Source organism: Paracoccus hibiscisoli (assembly GCF_005048265.1).
In the GTDB taxonomy this organism is placed as follows: domain Bacteria; phylum Pseudomonadota; class Alphaproteobacteria; order Rhodobacterales; family Rhodobacteraceae; genus Paracoccus; species Paracoccus hibiscisoli.
Map to the genome: position 1 here is coordinate 1 of NZ_SUNH01000002.1, position 17,888 is coordinate 17,888.

General features: G+C 67.6%; 18 protein-coding genes and 1 tRNA gene. 7 read left to right on the forward strand and 12 right to left on the reverse strand.

Going from position 1 to position 17,888, the window contains the following annotated elements; translation table 11 throughout:
• Window positions 1-124: 124 nt before the first annotated feature.
• Window positions 125-1,576 (reverse strand): aldehyde dehydrogenase family protein, encoded by a 1,452-nt coding sequence (locus FA740_RS00425; protein ID WP_136854806.1) that lies wholly within the window; start codon window positions 1,574-1,576, stop codon window positions 125-127.
• Window positions 1,577-1,745: 169 nt separating this feature from the next.
• Here FA740_RS00425 and FA740_RS00430 point away from each other — a divergent pair, with 169 nt between their 5' ends.
• Complete coding sequence (locus tag FA740_RS00430; protein ID WP_136854807.1) at window positions 1,746-2,399, forward strand: peroxiredoxin; 654 nt, start codon at window positions 1,746-1,748, stop codon at window positions 2,397-2,399.
• On the opposite strand, the gene FA740_RS00435 is transcribed toward FA740_RS00430, so the two are convergent.
• The 9 genes from FA740_RS00435 to FA740_RS00475 form a co-directional block, all read right to left on the reverse strand.
• Complete coding sequence (locus FA740_RS00435) at window positions 2,400-3,224, reverse strand: glycosyltransferase family A protein (RefSeq protein WP_136854808.1); 825 nt, start codon at window positions 3,222-3,224, stop codon at window positions 2,400-2,402.
• Window positions 3,221-4,015 (reverse strand): hypothetical protein, encoded by a 795-nt coding sequence (locus FA740_RS00440; protein ID WP_246053356.1) that lies wholly within the window; start codon window positions 4,013-4,015, stop codon window positions 3,221-3,223. Before FA740_RS00440 ends, FA740_RS00435 begins: the two co-directional genes overlap by 4 nt.
• Window positions 4,012-4,761: a glycosyltransferase family 25 protein gene (locus FA740_RS00445; protein WP_169306180.1), complete on the reverse strand. Its 750-nt coding sequence runs from the start codon at window positions 4,759-4,761 to the stop codon at window positions 4,012-4,014. Before FA740_RS00445 ends, FA740_RS00440 begins: the two co-directional genes overlap by 4 nt.
• A 62-nt stretch (window positions 4,762-4,823) precedes the next feature.
• Entirely contained in the window at window positions 4,824-6,965 is a 2,142-nt protein-coding gene (gene pnp, locus FA740_RS00450; RefSeq protein WP_136854811.1) for a polyribonucleotide nucleotidyltransferase, read from the reverse strand.
• A 222-nt stretch (window positions 6,966-7,187) separates the two neighbouring features.
• Window positions 7,188-7,730, reverse strand: coding sequence for a hypothetical protein (locus tag FA740_RS00455; protein ID WP_136854812.1), 543 nt, complete (start codon window positions 7,728-7,730; stop codon window positions 7,188-7,190).
• A gap of 326 nt (window positions 7,731-8,056) precedes the next feature.
• Complete coding sequence (gene rpsO, locus FA740_RS00460; protein ID WP_136854813.1) at window positions 8,057-8,326, reverse strand: 30S ribosomal protein S15; 270 nt, start codon at window positions 8,324-8,326, stop codon at window positions 8,057-8,059.
• A 133-nt stretch (window positions 8,327-8,459) separates the two neighbouring features.
• Window positions 8,460-9,401, reverse strand: a complete 942-nt coding sequence (locus tag FA740_RS00465) for a calcium-binding protein (protein WP_136854814.1) — start codon at window positions 9,399-9,401, stop codon at window positions 8,460-8,462.
• Window positions 9,402-9,634: 233 nt separating this feature from the next.
• A complete protein-coding gene (ykgO, locus tag FA740_RS00470) occupies window positions 9,635-9,760 on the reverse strand; it encodes a type B 50S ribosomal protein L36 (RefSeq protein WP_042245282.1) in 126 nt (41 codons plus the stop codon).
• 81 nt (window positions 9,761-9,841) lie between these two features.
• Window positions 9,842-9,916 (reverse strand) — tRNA-Val (locus FA740_RS00475).
• A gap of 154 nt (window positions 9,917-10,070) precedes the next feature.
• Between FA740_RS00475 and FA740_RS00480 the strand changes: the two genes are divergently transcribed.
• Both FA740_RS00480 and FA740_RS00485 read left to right on the forward strand, forming a co-directional pair.
• Complete coding sequence (locus FA740_RS00480; protein ID WP_136854815.1) at window positions 10,071-10,934, forward strand: N-formylglutamate amidohydrolase; 864 nt, start codon at window positions 10,071-10,073, stop codon at window positions 10,932-10,934.
• A 2-nt stretch (window positions 10,935-10,936) separates the two neighbouring features.
• A complete protein-coding gene (locus FA740_RS00485; RefSeq protein ID WP_136854816.1) occupies window positions 10,937-11,344 on the forward strand; it encodes an NUDIX hydrolase in 408 nt (135 codons plus the stop codon).
• On the opposite strand, the gene pyrF is transcribed toward FA740_RS00485, so the two are convergent.
• The gene (gene pyrF, locus FA740_RS00490) at window positions 11,341-12,021 is read right to left on the reverse strand and encodes an orotidine-5'-phosphate decarboxylase (RefSeq protein WP_136854817.1); all 681 of its coding nucleotides are present in this window, start codon (window positions 12,019-12,021) and stop codon (window positions 11,341-11,343) included. The genes FA740_RS00485 and pyrF overlap by 4 nt on opposite strands.
• Window positions 12,022-12,169: 148 nt before the next feature.
• On the opposite strand from pyrF, the gene clpB reads away from it, so the two are divergent.
• Window positions 12,170-14,806 (forward strand): ATP-dependent chaperone ClpB, encoded by a 2,637-nt coding sequence (gene clpB, locus FA740_RS00495; RefSeq protein ID WP_136854818.1) that lies wholly within the window; start codon window positions 12,170-12,172, stop codon window positions 14,804-14,806.
• A gap of 39 nt (window positions 14,807-14,845) precedes the next feature.
• Here the strand turns inward: clpB and FA740_RS00500 are convergent, their stop codons facing one another.
• Complete coding sequence (locus FA740_RS00500; RefSeq protein ID WP_136854819.1) at window positions 14,846-15,736, reverse strand: 5'-methylthioadenosine/S-adenosylhomocysteine nucleosidase; 891 nt, start codon at window positions 15,734-15,736, stop codon at window positions 14,846-14,848.
• A gap of 146 nt (window positions 15,737-15,882) precedes the next feature.
• Here FA740_RS00500 and FA740_RS00505 point away from each other — a divergent pair, with 146 nt between their 5' ends.
• From FA740_RS00505 to msrA, 3 genes are all read left to right on the forward strand, one after another.
• The gene (locus FA740_RS00505; protein WP_136854820.1) at window positions 15,883-16,851 is read left to right on the forward strand and encodes an NAD(P)H-dependent flavin oxidoreductase; all 969 of its coding nucleotides are present in this window, start codon (window positions 15,883-15,885) and stop codon (window positions 16,849-16,851) included.
• A gap of 64 nt (window positions 16,852-16,915) precedes the next feature.
• Window positions 16,916-17,365 (forward strand): peptide-methionine (R)-S-oxide reductase MsrB, encoded by a 450-nt coding sequence (gene msrB / locus FA740_RS00510; RefSeq protein ID WP_136854821.1) that lies wholly within the window; start codon window positions 16,916-16,918, stop codon window positions 17,363-17,365.
• A complete protein-coding gene (msrA, locus tag FA740_RS00515; RefSeq protein WP_136854822.1) occupies window positions 17,358-17,864 on the forward strand; it encodes a peptide-methionine (S)-S-oxide reductase MsrA in 507 nt (168 codons plus the stop codon). The genes msrB and msrA overlap by 8 nt, the downstream gene beginning before the upstream one ends.
• Window positions 17,865-17,888 lie beyond the last annotated feature (24 nt).

Genomic DNA, 17,888 nt, shown 5'->3' on the forward strand with positions numbered 1-17,888 from the left:
CCCGCGCGCCCCCCCCCCCCCCCGCCCCCCCCCGCCCCCCCCCCCCCCCCCCCCCCCCCCCCCCCCCCCCCCCCCCCCCCCCCCCCCCCCCCCCGCGGCGCGGGACGCATACCCGCGCCAAGGGTCAGGCGTCGCGGTCCCATCCGCTGATGGCCTTGCTGTCCATGAACTCCTCCAGCCCCATCACCCCGCCTTCGCGGGCGCGGCCCGATTTCTTGACGCCGCCAAAGGCCGACCCGGCCCCGCGCGATTCGCCGTTCATCTCGACCATGCCCGACCGCAGCTGCCGCGCCACGCGGTTGCGGCGCGCGCCGTCCTGGCTCTGGACATAGTTCGTCAGGCCGTAGGGCGTGTCATTGGCGATGGCCACGGCCTCCTCCTCGGTATCGAAGGGGATGATCGACAGCACCGGGCCAAAGATCTCCTGCTGCGCCACGGTCATGTCGTTGGACACATCCGCGAAGACCGTCGGCCGCACGAAATAGCCGCGGTTCACCCCCTCGGGCAGGCCGGTGCCGCCCGCGACCAGGCGCGCGCCTTCGTCGATGCCCGCCTGGATCAGGCCCTGGATCTTGTCCCATTGCTGGCGGCTGACCACCGGGCCGATATGCTTGCCCGGCTGATGGGCGGTCGCCACGGCGGTCTCCTCGGCCACCCGGGCGGCGACCTCGACGGCGCGATCATAGACCGACCGCTCGACCAGCATCCGCGTCGGCGCGTTGCAGGACTGGCCGGTATTGTAGAAGCAATGCCGCGCGCCCCGCACCACCGCCTTGTCGTCGGCATCGGCAAAGACGATGTTGGCGCCCTTGCCGCCCAGCTCCAGCACGACCTTCTTCAGGCTGTCCGCCGCCGCCTTGCTGATCGCGATGCCTGCGCGGGTCGACCCGGTAAAGCTGATCATCTCGACGTCGGGATGCACCGACAGCTGGCTGCCCACGCCCGCCCCGTCGCCGTTCACCAGGTTGAAAACGCCCGCGGGCACGCCCGCCTCGTGCAGCACCTCGGCAAAGACCATCGACGACAGGGGCGCGATCTCGGACGGTTTCAGCACGCAGGTATCGCCCGCCAGCAGCGCCGGGATCACCTTCAGCGTCACCTGGTTCATCGGCCAGTTCCAGGGCGTGATCAGCCCGACCACGCCCACCGGCTCCCATGCGACCATGCTGGTCGGCGCATGCGGGCCCAGGGGACGCACGAACTGGAACTCCTTGAAGGCGGTGATGAAATTGCGCGTGTGCCAGGCCCCGGCCTCGGCCTGATCGGCCAGCGACATGTCCTGGGGCGCGCCCATCTCCAGGCTGATCGCGCGGGCGATATCGGGCATGCGGCGCTCGTACACCTCCAGGATACGCTCGACCACGGCCAGACGCTCGGCGGGCGGCGTCGCGGCCCAGGCCGGAAAGGCGCGCTTGGCCGCGGCCACCGCGGCATCCGTATCCGCCTGCCCGCCGAGAGAGATCACCGCCACCGCCTCCTCGGTCGAGGGGTCGATCACCTCCAGGTCGCGCGCCTGTGCCGGGGCCACCCAGGCCCCGGCGATATAGAATTTCCGCTGGTCCAAAATCTGGGACATCTCGCACTCCTCATGCATCATGCGCAAAGCCTGTCACCGCGCCGCGCCCGCCGCAACCCCGCAGCCGGACGCATGCAGGAACGCGAATATGTCGCGCCGCCACGGCCTTCCATTTGCCGCCGCAGCGCTTATCTATGGGCGAACCGCAACCGGCTGAAAGGACATCCCCATGGGACTGCGCATCAATGACATCGCCCCCGACTTCACCACCGATTCGACCGAGGGCCAGATCCGCTTTCACGACTGGCTGGGCGACAGCTACGCGATCCTGTTCAGCCACCCCAAGGACTTCACCCCCGTCTGCACCACCGAATTCGGCGCCGTGGCCCAGCTGGCCGGAGAGTTCGAAAAGCGCAACACCAAGGTCCTGGGCGTGTCCGTCGACACGGTCGAGGAGCACGTGAAATGGAAACGCGACATCGCGCAGTTCGCCGGCACCCCGGCCAATTTCGCGATCATCGACGACACCTCGCTGACGGTCGCCAAGGCCTATGACATGCTGCCCGCCGAGGCCTATCTGCCCGACGGCCGCACCCCCGCCGACAGCGCCACCGTGCGCACGGTGTTCATCGTAGGCCCCGACAAGAAGATCAAGCTGATGATGATCTATCCCATGACCATCGGCCGCAACTTCGCCGAGATCCTGCGCGCGCTGGACGCGATCATCAAGACCGACGGCCAGCCCATCGCCACCCCCGCGAACTGGGTGCCCGGCCAGGACGTGATCGTGGCCCTGTCGCTGGACGACAAGGCGGCCGAGGCGAAATACGGCCCCCTGGACATCAAGCTGCCCTATCTGCGCTTTGCCAAGGACCCGGCCTGATCACGGCCAGCCGTAATTGCCCATCAGGGCGGCGATGGCCCGGTCATTGCCGCCCTGCCCGGCCGCGGGGCGGTTCACCGACCGCAGGCTGACGGCCTGGCTGCCTTGCCATTCCAGAATGCGTGCCCGTCCGCCGGTCTTGGCGGGCCGCGATCCGGCCAGCCGGTGCATCCAGTAAAGCCAGATGTCATCCGCCCCCGGCGCCAGGCGCATGAACAGATCGTCCCGGGTCACATCCGCATGAAACACGCCGGGCGCATAGATCACACCCGACACGCCGGTCGGAAAGACCAGCGGTCCCGCTTCGGGCACTGCGATGTTGTGATCCCAATCCTCGTATCCGGCAGGGGCCGTGCCGGCCATCACCACCCGATGCGCGCGCAGGCAGGCGATGCCCGCGCCCCCGGCCACCACCGCCACCAGCCGCTCCAGCCAATCGGCGGGATAGAACAGATCGTCATCCGCGGTGGCGACAAAGGCATCGGGATGCGCCATCAGCGTCGGGATGATCTTCTTGTAGGACCGCCAGTCGGGACAGATGCGGATCTCCAGCCCCGGCATCGCCGCGACCTCCGGCGGCAGGCGGTGCTGATCGCCCTCGTCCAGCCATAGGATCAGACGGTCGGGCTGCACAGTCTGGCGGGTCAGCGCGCGCAATGTCGGCGCCAGCGTGGCGAAACGCGCGGCATGGCTGGTCAGCGACACGATCAGCGGGCCGGACAAACCGTGCGGGCGGCCTGGCCGGTCGGGCCGCGCGGCGATTTCGGCCAGGGCGCGGGCCTGGCGGCGGCGCCGCTTGAACCGGCGGAACGCGTCAGAGATCACGGGTTTTCCCAGGCCTTGCGCAGCCAGCCGATATCACCGATGCGCCGGTACCATTTGTGCCCGCGCCCGGAAAAGACGTCCTCCATCTTGGGCGCGCCTGCGAACAGCACGATCTTCGCGCCTTCGGGCAACGACGGGTCGCGCAGATAGCTGACCAGATTGCGCGGCACACAGTCGTTCTTGAAGCTGACGCACCAGCCCTTGGGCCAATAGTGCAGATGCCCGTGCGCGGCCAGCTGCGCCGACTGGAACTGCTGGCTGATCTCGTAGTCCCGCGTGGCCGCCGCCGGATCGGCCAGATAGGCGTCCAGCACATAGCCATGCGCACCCACCTGATAACGGAACACGCTGGAATTGCCGACGCTGTGCAGGAACCGGTCGCGGGCCGGATTGACGCGGCGCAGGGGCTTGGCGCGGAACAGGTCGTCGTCGCGGATGATGAAGAAATCGCCCGGCAAATCGAAGAACGGCCCCAGATCGTCCACCACCACCAGGTCGATGTCCAGAAACAGCGCCGTCCCGGACAGGGCGGCCTCCGGCCCCCCCAGATCGCGCCGGAACAGCGCCAGCTTGCGCCAGCGCGTGTCGCCATGCCCCTCAGGCAGGCCCAGTTCGGGCAGGGGCAGCGCCTCGATGCGCGGGTCCAGCCCCGAGGCATCGTCGGTAAAGCAGATGAAGCGGTGCTGCCGGTCCAGATGCCGGCGCACCTGTTCCGCCAGCCGGTTCACGTCATCGCTGGAATAGAGCGTGCCCCATTTCATCGTCAGGATCAAAAGCGGCAAAGTCATCATCGCTGTCCCTTTTCGCGGCCGACCCGGACGGAAATCCTGCGTCGGACCCATTCCGACACGGCGCCAGACCCAGCAGGCCGACCCGGTCGAACCCGATTGGACGCCACCGCATCACGTCCCGCATCCAGATGCGACACCCGGCCATCACCGGGGGGCTGGTGCCCGACCAGACGCGGCGACAGCATCCAGGCCTTCACGCCATACAGACAGCACGGCCAATCGGCGCATCGCGTCACCGGTGTGCTGGCACGCAGCAGGGCCGCCGCACCCGTGGCGCTGATGAAATAGGCATTGGCCATGGTGCAGGACAGTGCCACCCGATGCGCCGTGACGCTGCCGACTGGACGGCCCGTCAGGGGCAGGGCGCGGCCATAGGCGTAATCCATCAGGACCAACGGCATTTCGGCCAGGCGCGGTTCGCGAACCACGGTGTCAAAGCCGGGCTGCAGGATCGCGTCGTCTTCAAGGATGATCGCGCCGGGCAGCCCCTCGTCCAGGACACGCCGGTAGATCGCACGATGGGACAGGGCGCAGGCAAACTCCCCGTCGGTCATGTTTCGACCCATGTGAATGCGGGCCGCATCGCGGTCGATCTCCGCCTCGCATCCGGCGGGCAGTCCGCGGCGCCCGTCCACGCCGAAGATCAGCTGGGCCCTCACCCCCGACGCGTCCAGTTGCGCCATGAGCGGTGCGCGTCGCGCATCGTCGCCCGGCAGGGTCAGCACGAAAACGGGCCAGTCAACCATCAAGCATCCTCGCATGAAAAAGCCGGCCCCGGACGCACCGGGGCCGGCTTGGGATCAGTCGATCACTCGGCCGATTCCTGCATCGTCTCGTCGATCTCGGCACCGGTCTCCTGGTCGACCATCTTCATGCCCAGACGGACCTTGCCGCGATCGTCAAAGCCTAGCAGCTTGACGCGGACCTCCTGGCCCTCCTTCAGGATCTCGTTGGGGTGACCCAGACGGCGGTTGGCGATCTGGCTGACATGCACCAGCCCGTCCCGCTTGCCGAAGAAGTTCACGAAGGCGCCGAAATCGACCAGCTTGACGACCTTGCCGACATAGACCTTGCCCTCTTCGGGCTCGGCCACGATCGAATAGATCATGTCGTAGGCCTTCTTGATCGAATCGGCATTGGCCGAGGCGATCTTGATCACGCCGTCGTCGTTGATGTCGACCTTGGCGCCCGAAACCTCGACGATCTCGCGGATGACCTTGCCGCCCGAACCGATCACTTCACGGATCTTGTCGGTCGGGATCTGCATCGTCTCGATGCGCGGCGCGTGCTCGCTGAATTCGCGACGGCCTTCGGTCAGGGCGTTGCCCATCTCGCGCAGGATGTGCAGACGGCCGTCCTTGGCCTGTGCCAAAGCCTGCTCCATGATCTCGGGGGTGATGCCCGCGACCTTGATGTCCATCTGCAGCGACGTGATCCCGTTCTCGGTCCCCGCCACCTTGAAGTCCATGTCGCCCAGGTGATCCTCATCGCCCAGAATGTCGGTCAGCACCGCGAAGCGGCCGTCATCCTCCAGGATCAGGCCCATCGCCACGCCGGCGACCGGCGCCTTGAGCGGCACGCCCGCATCCATCATCGACAGCGAACCGCCGCAGACCGACGCCATCGAGGACGACCCGTTCGATTCGGTGATCTCGGACACGACGCGGATGGTGTAGGGGAAGTCCGTCGCCGCGGGCAGAACCGCCTGCAGCGCGCGCCATGCCAGCTTGCCATGGCCGATCTCGCGGCGGCCGGGGCTGCCCACACGACCCACTTCGCCGACCGAATAGGGCGGGAAGTTGTAATGCAGCAGGAAGTTCGAGCGCGAGTTGCCGTGCAGCGCGTCGATGATCTGCTCATCGTCGCCGGTGCCCAGCGTGGTCACGACCAGCGCCTGCGTCTCGCCGCGGGTGAACAGCGACGATCCGTGGGTGCGCGGCAGGATGCCGACCTCGGACACGATCGGACGGACGGTCTTGGTGTCGCGGCCGTCGATGCGGGCGCCGCCGCTGATGATGTCACCGCGCAGGATGCCCGATTCCAGCTTCTTCAGCGCCGAACCCAGGTTGGCATCGGCCAGCTCTTCCTCGGTCAGGGCGTCCTTGACCGATGCCTTGGCGGCGGTGATCGCCTCCTGACGCTCGGACTTGTCGCGGATCGCATAGGCGGCGCGCATGTCGGCCTCGCCCAGCGACTTCACGCGGTTGTACAGCGCGCTGTAATCCGGCGACTGGAAATCGAACGGCTCCTTGGCGGCATCCTCGGCCAGGTCGATGATCAGGTCGATCACCGGCTTGATCGCGTCATGGCCGAACTTGACCGCGCCCAGCATCTCTTCCTCGGTCAGCTCATAGGCTTCCGATTCGACCATCATCACCGCGTCGGCGGTGCCGGCGATGACCAGGTCCAGGCGCTGTTCGGGGTTGTTGCGCAGCTGGTCCATGTCCTGGACCTCGGGGTTCAGCACGTATTCGCCGTTCGAGAACCCGACGCGGGCACCCGCGATCGGCCCCATGAAGGGCACGCCCGAGATGGTCAGCGCGGCGCTGGCGGCGATCATCGCGACGATGTCGGGATCGTTGACCAGGTCGTGCGACAGCACGGTGCACATCACCAGCACTTCATGCTTGAAGCCGGGGGCGAACAGCGGGCGGATCGGACGGTCGATCAGGCGCGCGGTCAGCGTCTCCTTCTCCGACGGACGCGCCTCGCGCTTGAAGAAGCCGCCCGGGACCTTGCCGGCGGCATAGTATTTTTCCTGGTAATGCACCGTCAGCGGGAAGAAGTCCTGACCGGGCTTCGGCGCTTTTGCAAAGGTGACGTTGGCCATGACGCTGGTCTCGCCCAGGGTGGCGATGACGCTGCCGTCTGCCTGGCGGGCAACCTTGCCCGTTTCCAGCGTCAGGGTTTCCTGACCCCACTGGATCGTTTTCTTCACTTCGTCAAACATCTGATGTCCTCAAGGGGTGCACCGGCCCTCCGGCCACCCATGTCATATGGCGGCCCCATTGCCGCCGCCCCTATCCTTTGCATGTGCCCCGGGGCCGGGCCTCACGTCGCAGATGTTCGGCGTTTACAGGAAATTCCCCTGTTTGGAAAGTGGCGTGACCGACCCCGCCCGATCCGGGCGGGGTCCTGCCGGGGCGACGGCGCGGCCGTCAGCCCCGCCGCGTCATGCGGCCTTCAGGTTCAGGGCCGGGGCGGCGGTGCGGCCCCCGTCCGGTGCCGCCACGCGGTCGGCGGTGCGGGTATCCTCGGCCCGGAACAGGTCGCGGATCGCGGCATAGTTGCGTGCCGCCAGGCTGGTCAGACGCTCCTGCTGCAGCTTGCCTTCGGCAAAGCTGCGGGCCTGCGCCTCCTCCGAGGCCTGGTCCACGGCGCTGCGCGACGCGGGGGCCGGGGCGCCGGTGGTCACCGACACCGAGGCCGGGGCCGCCTCACGCTCGGCCCGCTCGACCGCGCGGGCCATCCGCTCGGGGTCGCTGGCGGCGGGTTGCGCCTGGCCCTGCTGGGCGGTCTGGGCGGCGGGCGCCTCGTCCGCAGGGGCGGGGGCCGCGGCCCAGCTGTCCTCGGCCGGGGCGACCTGCTGGGCGGGGGCGGTCTCTCCCTGCGCGGCGGGCGCCGTCTGGGTCGGCGTGGGTTCGGTGGTCTTGGTCTCGGTTGGGGCTGCGGTGCGTGTGCCGCCCCAGCCGCCGGTCAATCCGCTGATCAACATGATGGTCTCCGGGGGTTGTGATCCCGCAGCCTTAACCTTTGATTAAACAGAGACCAAATCCACATTGCCTCTAATTTTAACGGCCCGGCCCGGCGCAACACCCGGTTAACGGGGCGCGCGCAAGCGGTGTACGCGCTGTGCACGCCCTGTGCCTTGGCGGTGCATGCCCGGTGCGGCCCAAATCCCAGCCCCCGCTGGCCCCGACGGCACCCCGCCCGATCCTGGCACCATCCCGCGCAACAGGCAACGCGCGCCGTTGCGTTAACGCAAAACGCCCGCGACCTGGGTCGCGGGCGTTCCGGCATCGGTTCGGGTGGGGCGTCGCCTCAGCGACGCAGGCCCAGCTTGCCGATCAGGGCGGTATAGCGCGCCTCTTCCTTCTTCTTCAGATAGTCCAGCAGCTTGCGGCGCTGTGCGACCATCATCAGCAGACCACGACGCGAGTGGTTGTCTTTCTTGTGCGACTTGAAGTGCTCGGTCAGGGTGGCGATGCGCGAGGTCAGGATCGCGACCTGGACCTCGGGCGAACCGGTGTCGCCTTCCTTGGTGCCGAATTCTGCGATGACGCGGGCTTTTTCTTCGACGGTGATCGACATCGGGATCTCCTTTCGGATGAAGGGTGAGGGCGCAGGCCGGGATGTCGTCCAGCAAGGTCCATGAAACACCGCAGGGCCGGATGCCCGGCGGATGGGCGCGTCTAACCGAAACCGCCCCGAAAGGAAAGCCCCATCAGGCCCGAACCGCCACGATCTGCACGTCCTCGGCGCGCAGCCCGCCCGACTGCAGCAACCGCCCGACCGGATCGCCATTGACCTCCAGCAGGAAGGTCCCGTCCTGGTCCTCGCGCAGGGTCACCTGCGCATCGGCGGCGATCCCGGCATCCAGATGCAGCACCAGCCGATCCTCGGTGCTGTCGAAATCGGCAATGGTGGCAAGGCCTTGCCCCGTATGGCGCAGCACGAACAGATCCGACCCGGCATTCCCCGAGGCAAAGTCGTTCGCCCCCGGCATCAGCGTGTCGTCGCCCTCTCCGCCGTTCATCCAGACGGTTTCGGGACCGTCATGGCCGATCAGCACGTCGTTGCCCCGCCCCCCGTCCAGGTCGTCCGACCCGGCAGTCGAGACCAGCAGATCGTCGCCGTCATGGCCCGACAGGATGTCGTCGCCCGCCCCCCCGAACAAGGTGTCGTCGCCCTCCCCGCCCATCAGCGTGTCGTCGCCGTCATCGCCGAACAGCAGGTCGTCACCGCCCTGCCCGGCCAGCAGATCGTCGCCATCCCCGCCGTGGAGCACGTCATTCCCGCCCGGCCCATAGGCGGCGTCGCCCTGAATCCAGTCGTCGCCATCCCCGCAGTGGATCGTATCGTGGCTCAGACCACCGCGAAGGTCGTCGCCGCCACCCCCGCCGCGTATCAGGTCGTGACCCGTCGTGCCCATCAGGATGTCCAGATCGTCCAACCCCTCGATGATCGAATCGACATCCCCCTCATCCGGCGCCTCGGGCTCGGGTGCGGGCTCGGGGGTCAGCGGCGACAGGGCCTCGGAGTCGTCGTCGCGGCCGTCCAGGTCGTCCTGGTCCTCATCGTGCTCTCGCTGCGACGAAGACATGCCGCCGACATCGATCATCAGGCCGGCCAGCATCATTCCCAGAATTCCGCCCAGAATCACCATCGTCCCAGATCCCGCCTTTGACCGGCCCCATGCCGCAGACCCGACAATACCGCAGTCGGAACTGCCCCCGAACGGAAAAGTTGATACAACCTTAACACGGCCCGCCCCTCAGGACCTCAAATGGACCGGCGGCAAAAGGGCCTGCGCGAAGATGAAAAAACCCGCCTTGCGGGGCGGGTTGTCTCGTCGTTTCGATCGTGACCTGCCGGATGCCCGGCCAGGACGCGCGCCGATCAGCCCTGGCGGGCCTTGAAGCGGCGGTTGGTCTTGTTGATCACGTAGATGCGGCCCTTGCGGCGCACCACCTGACAGTCGCGGTGCCGGCTCTTGAGCGAGCGGAGCGAATTGCGAACCTTCATCGGTCTTCTCCATCATCGCGGCGCAGCGCTGCCGCCAGGAAAACGAAATGCCCCCGGTTGTGGCCGGGGGCGGCGAAATAATGGTGGGCGGTACTGGGATCGAACCAGTGGCCACTACGATGTCAACGTAGTGCTCTACCGCTGAGCTAACCGCCCGTCCTTGGGTGCGGCCCCGTCTTCTTGCGAAAATCCGGTGCAACCCCCTCGGTCGGAATGCCTATACCGGGGGTCTTCGGGGTATTCAAGGCCTATCCGACCGGTATTTTTCGGGTTTATATGGCACCGTTGCGCCGGATGCCGGGGTCTGCCCTTGTCACAGTCTGACCTGCCCTATGTGCTGCACCGCCCCGACACCTGGCTGTCGGGCGTGATCTTCGCATCGCCCCATTCGGGCTGCGACTATCCGGACTGGTTCCTGGAGGGCACGCGCCTGCCCGTGCCCGTCCTGCGCTCGTCCGAGGATGCCTTTGTCGACCGCCTGATCGCCCCGGCGCAGGCCCTGGGCGCGGTGACGCTGGCCGCCCGCGTGCCGCGCTGCATCGTGGACCTCAACCGTGGCCCCGACGAGATCGACCCCCTGGTCGTGCGCGGCGTGCCCCGCCATCCGCTGAACCAGCGCACCCTGGCCGGGCTGGGGGTGATTCCCCGCGTCGTCAGCCAGGGCCGGGTGATTCACGACCGCCAGATCGACCGGGCCGAGGCCGACCGCCGAATCGCCGCCTGCTGGCGGCCCTATCATATCGCGTTGGCCGGGCTGATCGCCCAGGCCCGCGCCCGATTCGGGCAGGCCGTCCTGATCGACATGCATTCCATGCCCCATGACGCGCTGTCGCATCTGCAGGGCGCGCGGCCCGACATGGTGCTGGGCAACCGGCACGGGCTGTCCGCCGCCGCCCGCGTGTCCGATGCCGTCTGCGCCGCAGTCGAGGCCGAAGGCTGGACCATCCGCCGCAACACGCCCTTTTCCGGCGCCTATATCTGCGCGGCCTATGGCCGCCCGGCCCAGAACGTCCATGTCGTCCAGCTGGAGATCGACCGCTCGCTCTATATGGACGAACCGACCATCACCCCACGCCCCGATTTCGACGATTTCGCCGCCCGGATGACCCGCGTGATCGCGGGGCTGGCCACGCTTGGCGCGGACCGCGCGGGCGGCCGGATCGCCGCGGAATAGGCATGGAGGCGTTTCACGGCGCCAAGCTGTGGCTGACGCAGGCCGACCGGATGCTGGTCTATTTGCGCGACGACCGGCCCGGCCTGCCCTTTGCGGCGCATTGGGACCTGCCCGGGGGCGGCCGCGAGGGGGACGAATCGCCCCTGTCCTGCGCCCTGCGCGAGATGGCCGAGGAATTCGGCCTGCAGCTGGACCCGGGCGGCCTGACCGGGCGCCCCTTCGTGTCGCATGCCGACCCGCGGATGGTGTCCTGGCTGTTCACAGGGCCGATCAGCGCCGACCAGATCGCCGCGATCCGATTCGGCGACGAGGGGCAGTGCTGGCGGATGATGCCCGTGGCTGAATACCTGGGCCATCCGCGGGCGATCCCGCATTTCTGCCGCTGGATCGCCGCGATGGGCGCGGGTTAGGCCAGCTCGGCCAGGATGGCCTGCGCGGCGGCGCGGGGGTCCGTGGCCTGCCAGATCGGGCGACCGACGACGATGTGGTCCGCGCCGGCGGCGATGGCCGATGCCGGGGTCTCGACCCGCTTCTGATCGCCCAGGGCGGCCCCTGCGGGCCGAACGCCCGGCGTCACGATCAGGCGCGATCCGGGCAGGGCGCGGATGTCGGCGGCCTCGCGCGGGGAACAGATGATGCCGTCGGCCCCGGCCTCAAAGGCCCGGGCGGCGCGCTCCACGGTGATCTGGTGCAGGTCGCCCGGCCGCATCATCCCCGCATCCAGATCGGCCCGGTCCAGCGAGGTCAGGATGGTGACCGCCAGGATCTTCATGTCGGACCCCGCAGCCCCCTGTTTCGCCGCCGCCACCACATGCGGGTCGCCATGCACGGTCAGGAAATCCAGGTCGAACTGCGCCAGACCCCGCACCGCGGCCTCGACCGTGGCGCCGATGTCGAACAGCTTCATGTCCAGAAAGATGCGCTTGCCGTGGTCCTGCTTCAGCTCACTGGCCAGCGCCAGGCCGCCGCCGGTCAGCATGCCCAGACCGATCTTGTAGAACCCCACAGCGTCGCCCAGCGTCTCTGCCAGGGCCAGCCCGTCCAGCACGTTCGGCACATCCAGCGCCACGATCAGCCGGTCATCCATCGCCCAGTCCCCTTCTTTGTTCCGGCCTGCTTATGGCACGCTTGAAACCACCCCGCGACCCCCCCAAATCTGATCCACCAGACCCGGACCGGGGCGTGCCGCAACAGGGCGCCACCAGCACGGGGGCTTTGCAAAAGGAGTACTGCCGATGAACATGGACAAGTTCACGGAACGGTCGCGCGGCTTTCTGCAATCCGCCCAGACCATCGCGATCCGAGAGAATCAGCAGCGCGTGATGCCCGAGCATCTGCTCAAGGCGCTGATGGATGACGATCAGGGCCTGGCCTCGAACCTGATCACCCGCGCGGGCGGCGACGCCAAGCGCGTGCGCGAGGCGGTGGATGCCGCCGTGGCGAAACAGCCCAAGGTCAGCGGTTCGGGCAGCGGGCAGGTCTATGTCGACCCGTCGCTGGTCCGCGTGCTGGACGAGGCGGAATCCGTGGCCAAGAAGGCCGGCGACAGCTTTGTCCCCGCCGAACGGGTGCTGATGGCGCTGGCGATGGTCAACACCAACGCCCGCGACGCGCTGACCGCCGGCAAGGTCAACGCGCAGGCGCTGAACACCGCCATCACGGACATCCGCAAGGGCCGCACCGCCGACACGGCATCCGCCGAGGACAGCTATGAGGCGCTGGAGAAATACGCCCGCGACCTGACCCAGGCCGCCCGCGATGGCAAGATCGACCCGATCATCGGCCGCGACGAGGAGATCCGCCGCGCCATGCAGGTCCTGTCGCGACGCACCAAGAACAACCCCGTCCTGATCGGCGAACCCGGCGTCGGCAAGACCGCCATCGCCGAAGGGCTGGCCCTACGCATCATCGACGGCGACGTGCCGGAATCTCTGCGCAACAAGCGGCTGATGGCGCTGGACATGGGCGCGCTGATCGCGGGCGCGAAGTATCGCGGCGATTTCGAGGAGCGGCTGAAGGCCATTCTGAAGGAGATCGAGACCGCCGCCGGGGAAATCATCCTCTTCATCGACGAGCTGCACACGCTGGTCGGCGCGGGCAAGGGCGATGGTGCGATGGATGCCGCCAACCTGATCAAGCCTGCGCTTGCGCGCGGAGAGCTGCATTGCGTCGGCGCCACCACGCTGGACGAATACCGCAAGTATATCGAAAAGGACGCGGCCCTGGCCCGGCGCTTCCAGCCCGTGCTGGTCGAGGAGCCCACCGTCGAGGACACGATCAGCATCCTGCGCGGCATCAAGGAAAAGTATGAACTGCACCACGGCGTGCGGATCAGCGACGCGGCCCTGGTCGCGGCGGCGACGCTATCGCATCGCTACATCACCGACCGCTTCCTGCCCGACAAGGCCATCGACCTGATGGACGAGGCCGCATCCCGCCTGCGCATGGAGGTCGACAGCAAGCCCGAGGAGCTGGACCAGCTGGATCGCCAGATCCTGCAGCTGCAGATCGAGGCCGAGGCGCTGAAGAAGGAGGACGACGCGGCCTCCAAGGACCGGCTGGAGCGACTGGAGAAGGACCTGTCCGCCCTGCAGGAGCGCAGCGCCGAGATGACCGCCCGCTGGCAGGCGGAACGCGACAAGCTGCAGGGGTCGCGCAACCTCAAGGAACAGCTGGACCGCGCCCGCGCCGACCTGGACCAGGCCAAGCGCGAGGGCAACCTGGCCCGCGCCGGAGAGCTGTCCTATGGCGTCATTCCCGGCCTTGAAAAGCAGCTGGCCGAGGCCGAGAACGGCGGCGCCGACGGGTTGATGGTCGAGGAAGCCGTCCGCCCCGAACAGATCGCCGAGGTCGTCGAACGCTGGACCGGCATCCCCACCGCCAAAATGCTGGAGGGCCAGCGCGACAAGCTGCTGAAGATGGAGGAGCAGCTGGGCCGCCGCGTCATCGGCCAGCAGGAGGCCGTGACCGCGGTTTCGAACGCCGTTCGCCGCGCCCGCGCCGGTTTGAATGACGAAAACCGGCCGCTTGGCAGCTTCCTGTTCCTGGGGCCCACGGGCGTCGGCAAGACCGAGCTGACCAAGGCGCTTGCCGAATACATGTTCGACGATGACAGCGCGATGGTCCGCATCGACATGTCCGAGTTCATGGAAAAACATTCCGTGGCCCGGCTGATCGGCGCGCCTCCGGGCTATGTCGGCTATGACGAGGGCGGCGTGCTGACCGAGGCCGTGCGGCGGCGTCCCTATCAGGTGATCCTGTTCGACGAGGTCGAAAAGGCGCATCCGGACGTCTTCAACGTGCTGCTGCAGGTGCTGGATGACGGGGTGCTGACCGACGGTCAGGGCCGGACGGTGGACTTCAAGCAGACGCTGATCATCCTGACCTCGAACCTCGGCTCTCAGGCGCTGTCGCACCTGCCCGAGGAGGCCGATGCGTCGGACGCCCGCCATCAGGTCATGGATGCGGTGCGCGGTCATTTCCGCCCCGAATTCCTGAACCGCCTGGACGAGATCATCATCTTCCGCCGCCTGTCGCGGACGAACATGGACGGGATCGTCAAAGTGCAGATGGCCCGGCTGGAGAAACGTCTGGCGGGTCGCAAGATCACGCTGGACGTGGACGACGCCGCGCGGATGTGGCTGGCCGACCAGGGTTATGACCCGGTCTTCGGGGCGCGCCCGCTGAAGCGGGTGATCCAGCGCGCGCTGCAGGATCCGCTGGCGGAACTGCTGCTGTCCGGAGAGGTCATGGACGGCGCGACGGTCACGGTCAGCGCCAGCCCCGAAGGCCTGCTGGTGGGCGACCGCGTGGGCCATGCCGGGCCGCGGCTTGGCGCGATCGGCGAAGGCCCGCGCCCAAAGGTCCACTGAAACAACGGCCCCCGGAGCGATCCGGGGGCCGTTTTCCGTTCAGGGCATCTCGGCCAGGAAGGCCTTGACCAGCGCCGCCGAATTCTCGGAGGCTAGCGACATGAAGACGCCCATCTCGTTCTCGCCCTCGCCGCCGCCTGCCAGGTCGGACAGCGACCGGAAGGCGATGAACGGCACCTGGTTCGCCCAGGCCACCTGCGCCACGGCGGCCGATTCCATGTCCACCACCTGCGCCTCGAAGGTCGTGGACAGCCAGTCGCGCAGGCCCGCATTGTCCATGAAGGACGACCCCGACACGCCGTTCCCGCCGACGCGGATCTGCGGCGGTTCGGTCAGGCAATCGTTGTCGGCATTGCAATCGGCCAGGTCGGTCGCCTCGGCCACGCGGGCTGCGACCTCCAGCAGGGCCGGATCGGCGGGGAACCAGAACCGCGTTTCGGGTTCGCCCCGGTCGGAGGCCACGGTCGTTTCGCGGGTAAAGATCATGCCTTCGTTCGGAAAGGGCGATGCCAGAAAGCCGGGCAGTTCGAACCCGTCGCCGACCTGCCGCGCCATGACTGTTTCCAGCCACTGGCCCCACTGATCGGCCACGACCACGTCGCCGATGTTCAGCGCCGGATCGATGCCGCCCGCGATACCCGAGAACACGATCGCCTCGATGTCGAACCGCTCCAGCGCCATCTGGGTGGTCATGGCCGCGTTCACCATCGACACGCCCGACAGGAACAACACGACCTCCTGCCCCGACAGGGTGCCCGTGATGAACTCGGTGCCGTTGATGGTCTGCGTCTCCGCGCCCTCAAGGTCGGCCTGCAGGCTGATCCATTCCGGCTGAAAGGCCGACATGACGGCGATGCGGGGCGTGTCGTCCGCGGTCTGGGCGGCCAGGGGCGCGGCAGACAGCATCAAGGCAAGGGCGGGACGGATCATGGGACGGGCCTTTCACGATATGCAATTCCGCCCCGGCTTAGGCCGCCCCGCCCGCGATGGCCAGAGGCTGCGCCCTGTCGCCGCGTCACGGCTTGCCCACTGCCCAACAGGCGGGCATCGTGGCACAAATCCTAGGGAGGTTATCCATGCTGCCACCGATCCTGCAGGGCCTGCGCATTCCGGTCGTCGCCTCGCCCATGTTCATCGTCTCGGGGCCCGATCTGGTGATCGCGCAATGCAAGGCGGGCATCGTCGGCAGCTTTCCGGCGCTGAACGCGCGCGAGGGTGAGGGCGAGCCGTCGATGCTGGACGCCTGGCTGACCCGGATCGAGGAGGAACTGGACCGCCACAACCAGGCGAACCCGGACCGCCCCGCCGCCCCCTTCGCCGTCAACCAGATCGTGCATCGCAGCAATGCGCGGCTGGAACGCGACATCGAGATCTGCCACCGCCACAAGGTGCCGATCTGGATCACCTCGCTTGGCGCGCGGGTCGAGGTCAACCAGGCCGCCCATGATTGCGGCGGCATCGCGCTGCATGACGTGATCAACAACATGTTCGCGAAGAAGGCCGTGGAAAAGGGCGCAGACGGGCTGATCGCGGTGGCGGCGGGCGCAGGCGGGCATGCCGGTCCGCAATCGCCCTTTGCCCTGATCCAGGAGATCCGCGAATGGTTCGACGGGCCGCTGCTGCTATCGGGGTCCATCGCCACAGGGCGCGCGGTGCTGGCGGCGCAGGTGATGGGGGCGGATCTGGCCTATATCGGCAGCCCCTTCATCGCGACCGAGGAGGCGAATGCCCAACCCGATTACAAGCAGATGATCGTGGACAGCACGGCGGCCGACATCGTGACCTCGTCGCTGTTCACGGGGGTGTCGGGCAACTATCTGGCGCCGTCGATCCGCAAGGCGGGGCTGGACCCGGACAATCTGGCGGCGGCGGATGCAAGCGCGATGAATTTCAGCGATGGGTCAAGCAAACCCAAGGCGTGGAGCACGATCTGGGGCGCGGGCCAGGGCATCGGCGCGGTGCGCGCGGTGGAACCGGCAGGCGTGCGCATCGACCGGCTTGCGACGGAATATCACGCCGCGAAAGAGGCCGTTTCGCGCCTGTGACCTTTGCGGATGGGCGGTCCGGTCCCCATATAAAGGGACGAACTGCCCATCCGTGGAGGACCCGATGGCCTATGAGAAAACCCCCGACGCGATCGCCCGACTGACCCCCGAGCAGTATCGCGTGACCCAGGAGAACGGCACCGAGCGCGCCTTTACCGGCGAATACGACCACCATTTCGACGCCGGCCTCTATGTCGATGTGGTGTCCGGAGAGCCGCTGTTCGTCAGCAGCGCCAAATACAATTCCGGCTGCGGCTGGCCCGCCTTCACCAAGCCTGTCGAGGGCAACGTGACCGAGCATCGCGACGTCAGCCACGGCATGGTCCGCATCGAGGTGCGCTCCAAGCACGGCGACAGCCATCTGGGCCATGTGTTCCCGGACGGGCCGCAGGATCAGGGCGGGCTGCGCTACTGCATCAATTCGGCATCGCTGCGGTTCGTGCCCAAGGACCGGATGGAGGCCGAGGGCTATGGCGACTATCTGGCCCAGGTCGAGGAGGCGCATCATGACTGAGCGCGCGGTTCTGGCGGGGGGCTGTTTCTGGGGCATGCAGGACCTGATCCGGCGCATGCCGGGGGTGGTGTCCACGCGGGTCGGCTATAGCGGCGGCGACGTGCCGAACGCCACCTATCGCAACCACGGTACCCATGCCGAGGCGATCGAGATCATCTTTGACCCGGACCTGATCAGCTATCGTCGGCTGCTGGAGTTCTTTTTCCAGATCCACGATCCGTCCACGCCGAACCGGCAGGGCAATGATATCGGGCCGGGCTATCGGTCGGCGATCTATTACGCCGATGATGCACAAAGGCAGGTCGCGCTGGACACGATCGCGGATGTGGATGCCTCGGGGATCTGGCCGGGGCCGGTGGTGACCGAGGTCGAGCCGGTGGGCGATTTCTGGGAGGCGGAGCCCGAGCATCAGGATTACCTGGAGCGGTTCCCCAACGGCTATACCTGCCATTTCCCGCGCCCCGATTGGGTCCTGCCCAAACGCGACGCCGCCGAGTGACGACCGCGCGCCCCGGACAGATGT